Source organism: uncultured Devosia sp. (assembly GCF_964244875.1).
In the GTDB taxonomy this organism is placed as follows: Bacteria; Pseudomonadota; Alphaproteobacteria; order Rhizobiales; family Devosiaceae; genus Devosia.
Genome location: NZ_CAXTKA010000002.1, coordinates 215166 through 229827, shown reverse-complemented (window position 1 = coordinate 229827; position 14662 = coordinate 215166). Strand labels below are relative to the sequence as shown.

At 63.0% G+C, this 14662-nt stretch carries 10 protein-coding genes; 8 read left to right on the top strand and 2 right to left on the bottom strand.

Annotated elements, in window-relative coordinates:
- Nucleotides 1–19: 19 nt before the first annotated feature.
- A complete protein-coding gene (locus ACFE8X_RS03575) occupies nt 20–1060 on the bottom strand; it encodes a LacI family transcriptional regulator (RefSeq protein ID WP_375450081.1) in 1041 nt (346 codons plus the stop codon).
- 297 nt (nt 1061–1357) lie between these two features.
- On the opposite strand from ACFE8X_RS03575, the gene ACFE8X_RS03570 reads away from it, so the two are divergent.
- The 5 genes from ACFE8X_RS03570 (at nt 1358) to ACFE8X_RS03550 (ending at nt 9062) form a co-directional block, all read left to right on the top strand.
- Entirely contained in the window at nt 1358–2680 is a 1323-nt protein-coding gene (locus ACFE8X_RS03570; protein ID WP_375450080.1) for an extracellular solute-binding protein, read from the top strand.
- Nucleotides 2681–2885: 205 nt separating this feature from the next.
- Nucleotides 2886–3776 carry a carbohydrate ABC transporter permease gene (locus ACFE8X_RS03565; RefSeq protein ID WP_375450079.1) on the top strand — a complete coding sequence of 297 codons (891 nt, stop codon included), beginning with the start codon at nt 2886–2888 and terminating at the stop codon, nt 3774–3776.
- Nucleotides 3776–4588 carry a carbohydrate ABC transporter permease gene (locus ACFE8X_RS03560; RefSeq protein WP_375450078.1) on the top strand — a complete coding sequence of 271 codons (813 nt, stop codon included), beginning with the start codon at nt 3776–3778 and terminating at the stop codon, nt 4586–4588. The genes ACFE8X_RS03565 and ACFE8X_RS03560 overlap by 1 nt, the downstream gene beginning before the upstream one ends.
- Nucleotides 4585–7782: an alpha-mannosidase gene (locus tag ACFE8X_RS03555; protein WP_375450077.1), complete on the top strand. Its 3198-nt coding sequence runs from the start codon at nt 4585–4587 to the stop codon at nt 7780–7782. Before ACFE8X_RS03560 ends, ACFE8X_RS03555 begins: the two co-directional genes overlap by 4 nt.
- Before the next feature lie 221 nt (nt 7783–8003).
- Nucleotides 8004–9062, top strand: coding sequence for an ABC transporter ATP-binding protein (locus tag ACFE8X_RS03550; RefSeq protein ID WP_375450076.1), 1059 nt, complete (start codon nt 8004–8006; stop codon nt 9060–9062).
- Nucleotides 9063–9205: 143 nt separating this feature from the next.
- On the opposite strand, the gene ACFE8X_RS03545 is transcribed toward ACFE8X_RS03550, so the two are convergent.
- A complete protein-coding gene (locus ACFE8X_RS03545; protein WP_375450075.1) occupies nt 9206–10135 on the bottom strand; it encodes a helix-turn-helix domain-containing protein in 930 nt (309 codons plus the stop codon).
- 159 nt (nt 10136–10294) lie between these two features.
- Here ACFE8X_RS03545 and ACFE8X_RS03540 point away from each other — a divergent pair, with 159 nt between their 5' ends.
- The 3 genes from ACFE8X_RS03540 to ACFE8X_RS03530 all read left to right on the top strand — a co-directional run bounded on the left by ACFE8X_RS03540 (nt 10295) and on the right by ACFE8X_RS03530 (nt 14653).
- Nucleotides 10295–12388: an ABC transporter substrate-binding protein gene (locus tag ACFE8X_RS03540; protein ID WP_375450074.1), complete on the top strand. Its 2094-nt coding sequence runs from the start codon at nt 10295–10297 to the stop codon at nt 12386–12388.
- Between the two features lie 73 nt (nt 12389–12461).
- Nucleotides 12462–13469 (top strand): ABC transporter permease, encoded by a 1008-nt coding sequence (locus ACFE8X_RS03535; RefSeq protein WP_375450073.1) that lies wholly within the window; start codon nt 12462–12464, stop codon nt 13467–13469.
- A 59-nt stretch (nt 13470–13528) separates the two neighbouring features.
- Nucleotides 13529–14653 (top strand): ABC transporter permease, encoded by a 1125-nt coding sequence (locus tag ACFE8X_RS03530; protein ID WP_375450292.1) that lies wholly within the window; start codon nt 13529–13531, stop codon nt 14651–14653.
- Nucleotides 14654–14662: the final 9 nt, after the last annotated feature.

Sequence of the window (14662 nt, the reverse complement as noted above, 5' to 3'; positions counted from 1 at the left end):
ATCCGGCGGCACAACTGTCTTAGCTACGCCAGCGCGGCGTCGGCTCGAACAGCGTCTGCAGCATTTCGGGTGCCTCCCCGTTGATCCGCCGCACCAGCAGGCGCGTCAGTTCTTCCCCGGCGGTGAACACGTCTTCCACGATACTGTCGAGCTTGGGAAACAGCGTGGGCAGGATGTCGGAGGTCTGCTTGAAGATCATCTCGATGTCGCGGCCCAGCATCAGTCCGCCGTCCTGCAAGCCACCGATCAGCGCAATGGCCCGCATTTCGCTGTCGCACACGATGCCGTCCGGACGGTCGGTCTGGCGCGCGATGTCCTGACCCAGTTGGCGGATGTCGTCGGGCCGGCCGCGCGCGACCGCGCTGTCCAATACCGTGCCGATCACGCCAAGGCGCGCCGTGGCCCGCTGGAAGGCCGTGACGATATTGTGGTGGTTGGTGGTGCTGTCGTCTCCCACCAGCAGCAGCAGGTGCCTGCAGCCCTTGGCCGCCAGCCGCTCGGCCGCCAGGCTGGCAAAAACTTCCGAATGGAAATCGTGATAGGCGTGCTGGGTGAAAAATTCGGTGCGGCCATGGCTGACAAAGGGAAACCCCGCATCCATCAGCAATTGCACGCGCCGGTCGCGCGGCGCGGTATGAGTGATGATCACGCCGTCGGCGGTGCGATTGTCCAGGATGTAGCGCACGGTATCGACCGACTGGGTGCGCACGAATTCGGGGATCACCGTCAGATGGTAGCGCGAACCCCTGATGGCGTTGCCGATCCCCTGGATCATCTGGCGCGCGAAATCGATGGAATCGTCGCCTCCGTCGAGCACCAGCGCCACCACATTGGTTTTGCCGGTGCGCAGCCGCACCCCCGCCCGGTCGGGCACATAGCCCACTGCTTCGGCGGCTTCCGCCACCTTGCGGCGCGTTTCTTCCTTGAGCGCGGTGCCCCCGCGCAACGACAGCGATACCGTCGACTGGCTAAGCCCGGTGAGCTCGGAAATCGTGCGCAGCGTCGCACGCTGCCCGCTTGGCGTCGTGCCCTGTCCGCTGGATTTGATTGTGCCGGCCATAACCCGTCCGATTGTCTGCCGCGATCTTTTACACCTTGGACGACCGATTCAAAACAACGAAGATTTTGCAACGATGCAGCCTGAGGCACGTCCCTCATGCCCCGATGTTCACAGATCAAACAGGCATTAAGTTACGGAAAAATAACACGAAAAAAGTCAGAATGCCATCACAAGGCGCAGGTTTTGTTCAGCACCATTGCAACGTTGCAATTAACATGATTAGCTTTGCTGGCGCCGGGGGAGGGTTCGGCGCAAGGGCCGCGCAATGTCGCGGTGCGAGCACCTGAGGAGGAGTTCATGCTCAAACGCAACCTGATGGCGACCGTCGCCGCTGTCGCCATGGCCGCGGCTTCGGCTATGCCGGCACATGCCGAAATCACCTTTATGTACGCCACCTGGCTGTCGGGCCTGGTGGAGCCGGCCATTGCCACGTTCGAACAAGACACCGGCGAAACGGTCACCGCCGTCAAGCTGCCCGACCAGGGCTATGACCAGCGCGTGGCGCTGGACCTGTCGGCCGGCACCGCTGCCGATGTGGTGCTGATGGATAGCTTCATGGTGAGCGAGCTCGCCTCGTCCGGCTACCTGCATCCGCTGGACGAACTCGCGGCCGGCTGGGACCAGTACCAGTATTATCTCAAGGGCCTGATCGAAGTCGGCTCCTATGACGGCAAGGTCTATTCCCTGCCCACCGATACCGACGTGCGCATGCTGTGGTACAACAAGGCCAATTTCGAAAAGGCCGGCATTGCCCTGCCATGGGAGCCCAAGAGCTGGGCCGAAGTGCTCGATGCCGCGCAAAAGCTCAAGGACGCGGGCGTCGAATATGCCTTCCAGCTCCCCGCCGGCACCAAGCAGGGTGAAGCCACCACCATGCAGGGCTTCTATATGGCCCTGCTCGGCGCCGACGTGCCCGAGGGCGATCGCAACCGCTTGCGCGACCGCACCAGCGGCAAGTGGATCGGTGACAGCCCGGCCATCCGCAAGACGCTGCAGCTTTATCACGACGTCTATGTCGGCAAGGAGTTGACCGCGCCCGACCTGAACTACGCCACCGATATCTCCGCTTCGGTGCGTGAAGCCATGGCCAACGACACCATCGGCATCCTTGCCTCCGGCTCATGGGAAGATGCCTGCCTGTGGGATTGCACCGGCGCCAATGTCCCCAGCCGTGAGGAACGCGACGCGCTGGTCGGCTGGACGCCGTGGCCGGGCTCGGGGGATCCCGGCACCAATGCCACCACCAATATCTCGGGCGGCTGGGCCGTCGGCGTCAACGAAAAGGCAGCCGATAAGGATCTGGCGTTCAAGCTGGTCGAAACCATCTTCGACAAGGCCAATTTCGAGGCCTGGACCATCGCCAATCACCGCATGGGCGTGCGCACCGATATTTCGGAATCCCCCGAATATACCGCCGACGCCTACCTCGCCAAGGCGACGGCCCTTGCCGCCACCACCACCGGCCGCGACACCGTCCCCGGCTACCAGACCGTTTCGGCCCTGGTACAGCAGGCGACCGCCGACATTCTCGACGGTGGCAGCGTCGAGGACGTGGTCAAGGAATATCATGACGCCCTGGTCGACGAGTTCGGCGAAGACGCGGTCATGACCTACGAGTAAGCAGAGGCCCTCCCGGCACGGCGGCGCTCCGAACCAACCCGGACGCCGCCGGTACGGGTGTCTAGACATGTTTGTTTAGCCGCGGTGTCACCCGGCGTAGGCCGGAACCCATCCCGAGATGGCGAAACCCGACACCATCTCAGGATGGGTTCCGGCCTGCGCCGGAATGACACCGACTATTATTTGCAGGATCGTGCCAGCAACCATGAAAAACCAGATCAATCCCTGGCTGGCCTCCAATCTCTGGCTGCTGGTCATCGGCATGCTGCCCGCCTTCCTGCTGCTCGCCGCACTGATCTATTTCACCGCCTGGGCCTTCAGCTTCTCGTTCACCGACCTGGAACTGGTCGGCCGCAAGTCAATCGACTGGAACTGGGTCGGCTTCGAGAACTATGTGCGCCTCTGGACCCGCAAGGGCTTCCTCGACGCGCTCTGGACCACGGTGGTTTTCACGTTCTTTTCCGCCATTGTCGGCCAGAGCGTGCTGGGGTTTCTGTTAGCGGCGACGTTGCGCACCACCAAATCGAACCTGCGCAGCTTCATCGAGGTCGCCATCATGCTGGGCTGGCTGCTGCCCGATATCGTGGCGGCGTTCCTGTGGTCGGCGACCACCGCCCAGACCGGGCTGATCAACAACCTGATCATCACCCCGCTCGGCTTCAAGCCGGTCAATTTCATCAGCGAATTCGCCCTGCCTGTCGTGACCATCGCCAATATCTGGAAAGGCACCGCCTGGAGCTACCTGCTGTTCTCGGCGGCGCTGGACTCCGTGTCCCGCGAGGTCGTCGAGGCCGCCAAGGTCGATGGCGCGACGCCGTTCCAGCGCATCTGGCTGGTCATCCTGCCGATCATCCGCCCGCATATCGCCACCAACATGCTGTTCATCACCATCTGGACCTTCACCTATTTCCCGCTGATCTATGCGCTGACCGGCGGTGGCCCGGGGCGCCAGAGCGAGACGCTGGCCATCTTCATGTACAAGCAGAGTTTCGGCACCGGTAAGCTGGGCTATGGCAGCGCCATTTCGGTGGCCATGCTGCTGATCGTGGGTGCCCTGTCGCTGATTTATCTCCGCCTCTTGCGGGAGCCGAAATAATGGAAAATGAAGGCCATTCCCGCGCCATGGCGCTGGCGCTATCGTTCATGGCGCTGATCTGGATCAGCCCCTTTGCCTGGCTCATCCTCAATGCGTTCGATCCGGCGGCGACCGGCCGCCTGGCCGTGCCGCAAGGCGTCACCTTGGGCAATTTTGCCCAGGCGATGAGCGGCAATACCGGCCGCCAATTCCTCAATTCGATCTATATCGCCGCCGGCACCGCCACCCTGACCGTGATCGTCGGCATCGCCGCCGCCTATCCCCTGTCGCGGCTCAAAATCCCCGGCCGCAATGCCTTCCTGTGGGCGCTGGTGATCATGCGCATGCTGCCCTCCATCGGCGTCCTGGTGCCGATGTACTTCGTGTCCCAATCCATGGGCCTGCTCAACAATTACGGCGTCGTGCTGGCCCTGACCATTCTCAACCTGCCCTTCACCCTGCTGCTGCTGAAAAACTTCTTCGATACCGTGCCGGTCGAGATGGAGGAGGCGGCTTACGTCGAGGGCGCCAGCCTCTGGCATATCGTTACCCGCATCGTCCTGCCGCTGTCGCGCGCCGGCATTGCCGTGGTCTGGTTCTTCACATTTACCGGCGCCTGGAACGAGTTCCTGCTGCCGCTGATCTTTTCGCGCACCGAACAGGGTTTTCCCATGTCGGTGGGGCTCTATGCTGCCTTTGGCCAGAACGGGGCGATCCAGTATGGGTTTCTCGCGGCCTATTCCATTATCTACGCAGCGCCGGCGGTCGGCGTTTATTTCTTGTTACGGCGCAACATGAACACAGGGTTCGCCGGTGTCGGAGTTAAAGGATGACCTATTCCAATCCCCTGTCGGCCAAGCTCGGTTTGCTGGACGACGATCTCAAGACCGAGGGGAAACTGCTGCGGCTCTGCGCCGACCTGCATGCCAAGATCGTGACCCCGCTGGACACCCCGTTCGCCTGGCGTTTCCTCGAACAGGGGCTGGGCGCCGCCGACGCGCTCAAGGCCGATTGGCACGCCTGGAAGCCCTTCGACGATCGCACCGTCTGGGCCCGCAAGCAGGACAATACCTGGTTTGCCGCCGAAATCACCGTGCCCAGGGAGGCAGCCGGCAAGACCTTCGTGCTGCGCGTCAGCTCGCAATGGCAGCAGCGCCCCGGCTCCACCGATCCCCAATGCCTGGCCTATATCGATGGCTCGACCGCCCAGGCGCTCGATGGCAACCATACCGAACTGGTGGTGATGCGCAATGCCAGGGCCGGTGCCAAACGGGTCGTGCACGTCAATGCCTTCACCTTTTTCGAACGTCCGCTGGTGGGCTTTGCCACCGAGTTCTTCGTGCGCAACGAGCGCGCCGAAAAGCTCTATTATGACCTGCAGACCCCGCTCGAAGTGGCCATCCGCCTGCACCAGACCGATCCGCGCCGCCATGCTATCCTGCGCCTGGTCAACGACGCGCTGCGCGCGCTGGATCGGCGCGGGGCTCATACTGCGGCCTTCGAGGCTTCGCTGGGCGCGGCCGAACGGATCGCCGCCAGGATTTACCAGCTCAAGGATACGCAAGTGCAGCCGCTGATTTCGGCGGTGGGCCATACCCATCTCGATGTCGGCTGGCTCTGGCGCGTCCTGCATACCCGCGACAAGACCGGCCGCAGCTTTGCCACCGTCATCGAGCTGATGAGCGAATATCCCCAGTTCGTCTTCATGTACAACCAGTCGGTCCTGTTCAATTTCCTCAAGACCGATTACCCCGAAACCTGGGCCCGGGTGAAGGACAAGGTCAAGTCCGGCCAGTTCGAAATCGAAGGTGCCATGTGGGTCGAGCCCGATGTGAACATCGTGTCGGGCGAGTCGCTGGTACGCCAGATCATGCGCGGCCGCCGCTTCCACATCGAGGAGTTCGGCGTCACCCCCAAGACGGTGTGGTTGCCCGATACGTTCGGCTATTCGGCCAACCTGCCCCAGGTCATGGCCCGCTCCGGGCTGGACTATTTCGTCACCTCCAAGCTGAGCTGGAACGACACTGACCGGCACCCCTACGACACCTTCTTCTGGCGCGGCATCGATGGCACCAAAACCAAGGCGCAACTGATCACCGCGCAGCGCTTCGAAAGCGAGGAAATCTTCACCACCTACAATTCCGACCTATCGGTCAGCGAAGTGCTGGGTGCCTGGAAACGCTACGAGCCCAAGGCCGCCTATGACGAAGTGCTGCTTTGCTATGGCTTTGGCGATGGCGGCGGCGGCCCCACCCGCGCCATGATCGAGCGCGGCACGCGCCTCGAGCGCGGCATTCCCGGCGCCCCCCGGCTCAAGCTCGAAGGCATTGCCCCGTTCCTTGATCGCCTGGGCCGGGCCATGACTGCCGATCCGGCCCGCTTCCCCGAATGGAACGGTGAGCTTTACCTGCAATATCACCGCGGCACCCTGACCTCGGTGGCCAGGAACAAGGCCAATAACCGCAAGTCCGAACGCGTCCTGCGCGAACTCGAACTTCTGGCCGCCCTGGCCCTGGCCCAAAGCGGGGCCAGCTATCCCCATGCCCAGCTCGAAGCCTTCTGGGAAACCGTCCTCATTAACCAGTTCCACGATATCCTGCCGGGCACCTCGATCCCCGAGGTCTATGTCGACAGCGACAATGAATATGGCGAAATGTTCTCGACGCTCGCTTCCGCCAATGGCCCCTGGCACGCGGCAGCCGCCGCCATTCCGGGCGGCAGCGGCGGCACGCGGCTGTTCAACTTCATCAGCCAGGCCCGCCCCAACGCCTTGGTGAGCCTGGGCAGCGACCGGGCCCTCGAAGGCGCCGGCCTCGCCCAGGGCGGGGTGACGCAGCCCTTGCAGGCCCTGGTTGGCGCCGGCGGCGAAACCACCTATGCGGCCCCGGTCACCGCGCTGGCCCCGCTCGGCTGGACCGGCGTCGAACTGGTCAGCGGCGTCGCCTCGACCAGGTCGAGCCTGTCGGTGGGTAAGGATCACCTGGAAAATGCCCAGCTGCGCATCCAATTCGACAAGGCCGGGGAAATCACCTCCATCCTCGACAAGACGCGCAACCGCGAGGTCATCGCCCCCGGACAGACGGCCAATCGCCTCATAGCCTATGAAGACAAGCCCATGGAGTGGGACGCCTGGGACATTGATCGCTATTTCGAGGAACAGTCCTGGCCGCTGGCGGACGCCAAGGCCAGCATCATTGTGGTCGAAACCGGCCCGCACCGCGCCGCCATCCGCATCGAGCGAACCTATAACCTGTCACGCATCGTGCAGGTGGTTTCGCTGGAGGCGGGCGCCCGGCAGATCGAGTTCGATACCTTCGCCGATTGGCAGGAGCGCGCCACCGTGCTCAAGGCCGGCTTCCCCCTTGATCTCAACACTTCCGAAATTCGCTCGGAAATCCAGTTCGGCCATGTCAAGCGCCCGACGCACCGCAATACCTCCTGGGACAAGGCGCGTTTTGAAGCCTCCATGCACCGCTGGGTGGATATGAGCGAAAACGATTTCGGCGCTGCCCTGATCAATGACTGCAAATATGCCTATGACGCGCTGGAGCAGACCGTGCGGCTGACCCTGCTGCGTGGCCCCACTTTCCCCAGCCCCGATGCCGATATTGGCGAACATCGCCTGCGCTATGGCCTCTTTATCCATGACGGCGTGGCCGATTTGGCAGAGGTACATCGGGCGGCCGAGCGCTTCAACAATCCCATTGCCGTGTTGGGCTCCCTGCAGCCCAAGCCCGCCACCGGCGCCCCCGATGCAAGCTTTGCCCTCGCCACGGTGGACGCAGCCAACGTCACCATCGAAACGGTCAAGAAAGCCGAAAAATCCGACGCCCTGGTGCTGCGAATTTTCGAGACCGCCAACACCCGAGCCACCGCGACCATCACCTTCGGCCTGCCGATCAAATCCGCCAGGCTGGTCAACCTGATGGAGGAGGGCGACGAGGGGAAGGTCTCGGTGGTGAACAATACCGTCGTGCTGGAATTACGGCCATTCCAGATCGCTACGCTGATGGTTGAGGTAGCCTAGGCCCCCTCATCCGGTGTGAAGGCCTATCGCAGGATCACCTCGCCCCTCTGGGGAGAGGTCGGCGCGCAGCGCCGGGTGAGGGGTACGATGCCGGAGCAAGAGCGATGTCCCAGTATCTCACCCCTCACCCTAACCCTCTCCCCAAAGGGGCGAGGGGACGAAAGAGCGGATAGCACGGCTTGCAACCAGGCCGGCAAAAGACGAAGGCGAAGGAGACCACGATGAGCGATGTTGAACTGACCGGCGTGCACAAATCCTACGGCAATGTCCCGGTGCTGCACGGCGTCGATCTGACCATCAAGTCGGGCGAGTTCGTGGTCTTTGTCGGGCCCTCTGGCTGCGGCAAGTCGACCTTGTTGCGCATGATCGCCGGGCTCGAACACATCACCGGCGGTGAGGTGCGCATCGGCGGCAAGGTGGTCAACGATGTGCCTTCGCCCCAGCGCGGCATTTCCATGGTGTTCCAGTCCTACGCGCTCTATCCCCATATGAGCGTTTACGACAACATGGCTTTCGGCCTCAAACTCGCCAGGACGCCCAAGGGTGAAGTCGACCAGCGCGTACGCGAGGCGGCGCGCATCCTGCAGATCGAGCCCTATCTCGATCGCATGCCCAAGGCGCTGTCGGGCGGCCAGCGCCAGCGCGTCGCCATCGGCCGGGCCATCGTGCGCCAGCCCAAGGTGTTCCTGTTCGATGAGCCGCTCTCCAATCTCGACGCGGCGCTGCGCGGCCAGACCCGCGTCGAGATTGCCCGGCTGCACGATACGCTCGATGCCACCATGATCTACGTCACCCATGACCAGGTCGAGGCGATGACCCTGGCCGACCGTATCGTCGTGCTCAATGCCGGCCGCATCGAGCAGGTCGGCACGCCGCTCGACCTCTACCGCCACCCGGTCAACACCTTCGTTGCCGGCTTCATCGCCAATCACACCATGAATTTCGTCGCCGTGACGCCCCGGGGCAGTGTTCTGGCCTTGCCCGGCGGCAAAGCCATAACCACCGCCAACCCCCAGGCCGCCAACGCGGCGAGCCTGGGCGTACGCCCCGAGCATCTGGCCCTGTCCGACGCGGCCGGCGCCCACTTCACCGGCACGGTCGAAGTCATCGAGCAGTTCGGCGAATACGCCCTGATCCACGTCCTGTTGCCGACCGGGGAAACCTTGACCGTCAAGCTCGACGGCGCCACCGACCTGCAACTGCACGCCCAGGTGCATGTCGCCCTGGACCCAGCCTTGGTGCATCTGTTCGATGCCGGCGGCCGGGCGTTGCGGTTGTAGGGGCACTTCACCTCTCCCTTTGGGGAAGAGGTCGGCGCGCAGCGACGGGTGAGGGGCCTTTCCCAAACGCTGAACCCGGAAAAGGCCCCCTCATCCGACCCAAGAGGGGCGACCTCTCCACCGAGGGAGAAGTGGAGCAAGCCCTACCGGTCGATCACATCCTGCCGCATCTCGCTTGGCGTAATCCCATAGGCATTGCGGAAGTGCTCATAGAACTGCGTCAGCGAGCTGAACCCCGATTGAAACGCGATGTTGGAAATCGACAGGTTGCCCTCGAACAGGAGCGAGCGCGCCCGGATCAGCCGCATGCGCACGACGAACTTCTGGATCGGGATATGCATGACCTTGGCAAACAGGTTGGTGGCATAGTTGGGGTGCAGCCCCACCACGTCGGCGATCGACTGGGCCGTCAGCGGTTCGCTCAGGTTCTCCACGATATGGCGCATCATGCGCACCACATAGCGCACCGGCGAGGCGGTGCGGGTGCGCGCGCTCGAATGTTCCACCCAGGCCGGCAGCAGCAGGTCCCACCCGGTCAGCGCGGCGCGCCGGAACATGGCCCCGATTTCGACGCGGACGATATCGGTGCGCAGCGAATTGCCGCTGCGATAATCGCCATGCCAGCGATCCAGTGTGTCGATGCCGATCGCGCCGGCAGGCAATTGCACCACGCCCCCGCCCATCAATGTCTCGGTGAGCAAGCCCAGTTGCGGCATGTCGAGAAAAGCGTCCACCGGCAGGTAGATATTGACCTGCCGGCTGCCCGCCGTTGCTGCACTGAGAGCCAGGGTCTGGTGGGGAATGCCAGCCCAGAACGCCACCAGCCGGTCGGCGCCGATCGTTATCGGTCGCCCGTCGATGACGTAGTCCATGGTGCCCGCAGTCAGCCAGTTGAATTCGATATGGCCATGGCTGTGGGGTTCGGGCATCACCTGGGGCGGAAACGAGCGCACCCCGAACCGGCCAAAGGCGCGACCGGAGGCATAAAATTTGCGGTCCGGTCGCGGGGTCGGGCGGGGGGGCCGGCCGCGTCCGATCCGCACCAGATCCCCGGCAGCGTTCAACTCATCCACGCAACTTGTCCATATCTTTGAATCCCGGAAGAAGTCTCTAACAAACCGGATTGTTTACCCGCTGGCAAGGCGTAAGGATTTTATCACAAGCACGGACCCAAGGCCGAAACATCTATTCGGCGCGATGATCAATCTCGTTCCGTTGCTATGGGAGGAATGATGAGAAAACATGCAATTGCCCTTGGCGGGGCCGGATTGCTGCTGGGCGTTTCGTTGATTGCCACGCATGCCCAGACGGCGGGTACTGCCGAACTGCCCGATCCCCCCGAATTCGCCGCGCAAAGCGAGCCGGTATTCGTGGGCGTTTCCGACATCCAGGAATACAAGGCGCTGCCCGAATACCACCAGCCCGAATGGATGGACAAGTTCGTCGCCGACGGGAAACTTCCCCCGGTCGCCGAGCGCCTGCCCAAGGAACCCCTGGTGTTCAAGACTGCCAACATGCCCGACGGGATCGGTGTCTATGGCGACGTGATGCGTCACGTCATCGGTGGCCGGCCCGAAGGCTGGAACTATATCGGCGGCCAGTCCCAGGGCTGGGGCGGCATCGATATCGGGCTTTCCGAATGCCTGACGCGCACCGGCCCCCTGTTCGAGGTCAAGGCCGACGAACTCGAGCCCCTGCCGAACCTGGCCAAGAGCTGGGAATGGTCCGAAGACGGCCACGAACTGACCATGCACCTGATCGAAGGCGCCAAATGGTCTGACGGCGACCCCTTCGACGCCGATGACGTGATGTTCTATTGGAACGACAACGTCCAGGATCCCAATGTCAGCGCCGTTCCCTCCGGCACCGGGACGCCCGAACGCTTTGGCGTCGGCACCACGCTTGAAGCGCTCGATCCCTACACCATCAAATGGACCTTCAAGGAAGTCCGGCCCACGCAATATCTGTACGCGATGGCCTACGACTCCTTCTGCCCCGGGCCAAGCCACCTGCTGAAGCCCCAGCATCCCAAATACAACACCGCCAATACCTACGATCAGTACAAGAACGCCTTTCCGCCCGAATACATGAACATGCCGGTAATGGGCGCCTGGGTGCCGGTGGAATACCGTCCCGACGACATCATCGTCATGCGCCGCAATCCCTATTACTGGAAGACCGACGAGAACGGCAATCAGCTGCCTTATCTCGACGAGCTGGAATATCGCCTCAGCACCTGGGCCGATCGCGACGTGCAGGCCGTGGCCGGTTCGGGCGACTTCTCCAACCTCGAACAGGCCGAAAGCTATGTCGAGGCGCTCAAGCGCTCCGCCGAACCCACCGCTCCGGCTCGCCTGCAGTTTGGTGCCCGCACCATCGGTTATGCCCTGCGGATGAACCTGTCGGGCAATGGCTGGGGTGAACCCGATGCGCGCGGCCAGGCCGTGCGCGAACTCAATCGTCAGCTCGACTTCCGCAAGGCGGTCTCGATGGCGATCGATCGGCAGCGCCTGGGCGACAGCCTGGTGCGGGGTCCGTTCACTGCCATCTATCCCGGCGGCCTTTATGCCGGCACCACCTTCTATGACAAGGCCTCGACGGTCTATTACGGCTATGACGTCGCCGCCGCGAACGCGCTGCTCGACGGCATTGGCCTGACCGACACCGATGGCAACGGCATCCGCAACTTCCCCGCCGGCACCGCCAATGGCGCCGATGTGGAAATCACCCTCCTGGCCAATACCGACTACGGCACCGATACCAACCTTGCCGAAGGCGTGATCGCCCAGATGGAGCCCCTTGGCATCCGTGTCATCGCCAACTTCCAGGCCGGCACGGCGCGCGACGACATGGCCCAGTCCGGCCAGTTCGATTGGCACGTCGAGCGGCAGGGGGCCGAAATGGTCGCCGTTGTCCAGAGCACCACGGCGCTCGCGCCCACCGGTCCGCGCACCCATACCTTCCACAAGGCGGGTACCGATGGCACGGTCGATCTGCTCCCGTTCGAGCAGGATCTGGTCGATGACGTCAACGCGTTCATCGTCTCCGCGGATCCTGCCGAACGCGCCGAACTGATGAAGAAATACCAGCGCACCTTCACCGAAAACGTCTACTCGGTCGGCCTGACCCAGTATCCCGGCGCGCTGATCGTCAACAAGCGTTTTGCCAATATCCCGGCGGGCGCCCCGGTCTTCATGTTCAACTGGGCCGAGGACAACATCATCCGTGAGCGCGTCTTCGTGCCCAAGGACAGCCAGCAGGCCTATGAGCTGTTCCCGCAGACGCTTCCGGGTGCTCCGGGTTCCGCCGGTCCGATCAGCGAATAAACCGCTGACCGCCACGACAACGGGCAGGGGGGGTTGCTCCCTGCCCACCGATCAAACTGAAAAGGCCGGCGCGATGCTCCGATTTCTAACGACGCGCATCCTGGGCGCCATTCCATTGCTGCTGCTGCTCAGCGTCGTCACCTTCGCCATCATCCAGGCGCCCCCGGGCGACTACAGCGACTACATCCGCTCCATGGCCATTAACCAGGGCGGCGCGACCCCCGAACAGGCCGAAGTGCAGGCCGAGGCCTATCGCAAGGCCAATGGTCTGGATGAACCCCTGGTCACCCAGTATTTCAACTGGATGGGCGGCATCCTGACCCGCTTCGATTTCGGCCATTCGCTCTACTACAACAAGCCTGTCGGCAACGTTATATCCGAGCGGCTTCCCGCCACCATCGCCCTGGCGCTGGTCTGCCACATCCTGGCTTCGGTTCTGGGCATTGGCCTCGGCATCATTGCGGCCACCAGACAATACAGCTGGGTCGATACCGCCCTGGGCGTCGTGTCCTTTCTGGGCATGACCATTCCGCGGTTTTTGCTGGCCATCATCATCCTCTACCTGCTGGTGTTCCGGCTCAATGTCAGCGAAGTGGGCATGTTCTTTTCCGCCCGCTACGGCGGCGCGCCCTGGAGCTGGGACAAGTTCGTCAATCTGTTGACCCATATCTGGCCGGTGATCTTCATCGCCACCTTTGGCGGCCTCGCCTACAACATGCGCGTCATGCGCGCCAATCTGCTCGACGTGCTCAATGCCCAATATATCGAGACCGCCCGCGCCAAGGGCCTGCCCGAAGCTGCGGTGATCATGAAGCACGCCGTTCCCAATGCCCTGCATCCGCTCGTCGCCTATCAGGGCGTCGTGCTGCCCTATATGCTGAGCGGCGAGATCGAGGTGGCCATCGTCTTCGGTCTTGCCACCGTCGGTCCGGCGATTGTCGGCTCCATGGCCGTGGGTGACGTTTTCGTTACCGCGACCTTCATGCTGGTGCTCGCCGCCACCCTGATCGTGGGCAACATCATCTCCGATATCCTGCTGGTCGCCATCGATCCGCGCATCCGGCTCGGAGGCGACGCCTGATGACCCACGAACCCCATACCACCGCCTCCATTCCCCTGCCCACCGATGCCGGCGCGGCTATGCCCACCCCGGCCGCGGAAGCCGTCAATCCGGTGCAGAACCGGTTTTCCCACGGCAGTGAAAGCTATGCCACGCTGGTCTGGCGCCGTTTCAAGCGCTCGCCCATGGGCATGCTGGGGCTGATCCTGGTCAGCCTGCTGCTGGTCGTCTCCATCTTCGCCGATTTCTTCGCGCCGATGGACCCCAAGCAAGCCAACCTGCCGTTCGCGCCGCCCGATGTCATCGCCTTCGAAGACCCCACTGGTGCCTTCAGCCTCATTCCCCATGTCTATCCCATTGGCGACAGCGGCGAGTTCGACCCCATCACCTTCCAGCCGCTGACCGGCGCCGACAAGACCAATCCCACCCCGACCGGGTTCTTCGTGTCCGGCTATCCCTACAAAGTGCTCTGGCTGATCCCCTCCAACATCCATTTCTTCGGCGCCACCGATGGGCGGCCGATCCAACTGCTCGGCACTGACAAGTTCGGCCGCGATATCCTGTCGCGCGGCATTGTCGGCTCGCGCATTTCCCTCATGATCGCGCTTGCCGTCGTCACGCTGACCACCATTGTCGGCACGCTAGTGGGCATCACTTCGGGGTATTTGGGCGGACGGGTGGACAATTGGGTGCAGCGCTTCGTCGAGTTCGTGCTGGCCTTCCCCCAATTGCCGCTCTACCTGGCGCTGACCTCGCTGATCCCGGTGACGGCGCCCTCCAATGTGTTCCTCACCTTCGTCATCGCGGTCATGGCCGTGCTGGGCTGGGCGCAGCTCAGCCGCGAAGTGCGCTCCAAGACCCTGTCGCTGGCTCGCATCGAATATGTGCGCGCCGCCATCGCGGTGGGATCGAGCGACGCACGCATCATCACCCGCCACATCCTGCCCAACGTGCTCAGCCACATTATCGTGGCGATCTCGCTGGCCATTCCCAGCGTCGTGCTGCTCGAAAGCTTCCTTGGGTTCCTCGGCTTTGCCGTCAAGCCGCCGCTGATTTCCTGGGGCCTGATGCTGCAGGATACCGGCACCTTCTCGGTGATCGGCTCCTATCCCTGGATCCTGTCGCCGGTGGTGTTCGTCTTGATCACCGTCTTTGCCTTCAACGCGCTGGGTGACGGCCTGCGCGACGCCGTCGATCCGTATTGAATGGGGCGT

Bases quoted from the DNA above. Each gene is read 5' to 3' on its own strand.
- ACFE8X_RS03575 (WP_375450081.1), bottom strand. From the start codon at position 1,060: ATGGCCGGCACAATCAAATCCAGCGGACAGGGCACGACGCCAAGCGGG.
- ACFE8X_RS03570 (WP_375450080.1), top strand. From the start codon at position 1,358: ATGCTCAAACGCAACCTGATGGCGACCGTCGCCGCTGTCGCCATGGCC.
- ACFE8X_RS03565 (WP_375450079.1), top strand. From the start codon at position 2,886: ATGAAAAACCAGATCAATCCCTGGCTGGCCTCCAATCTCTGGCTGCTG.
- ACFE8X_RS03560 (WP_375450078.1), top strand. From the start codon at position 3,776: ATGGAAAATGAAGGCCATTCCCGCGCCATGGCGCTGGCGCTATCGTTC.
- ACFE8X_RS03555 (WP_375450077.1), top strand. From the start codon at position 4,585: ATGACCTATTCCAATCCCCTGTCGGCCAAGCTCGGTTTGCTGGACGAC.
- ACFE8X_RS03550 (WP_375450076.1), top strand. From the start codon at position 8,004: ATGAGCGATGTTGAACTGACCGGCGTGCACAAATCCTACGGCAATGTC.
- ACFE8X_RS03540 (WP_375450074.1), top strand. From the start codon at position 10,295: ATGAGAAAACATGCAATTGCCCTTGGCGGGGCCGGATTGCTGCTGGGC.
- ACFE8X_RS03535 (WP_375450073.1), top strand. From the start codon at position 12,462: ATGCTCCGATTTCTAACGACGCGCATCCTGGGCGCCATTCCATTGCTG.
- ACFE8X_RS03530 (WP_375450292.1), top strand. From the start codon at position 13,529: ATGCCCACCCCGGCCGCGGAAGCCGTCAATCCGGTGCAGAACCGGTTT.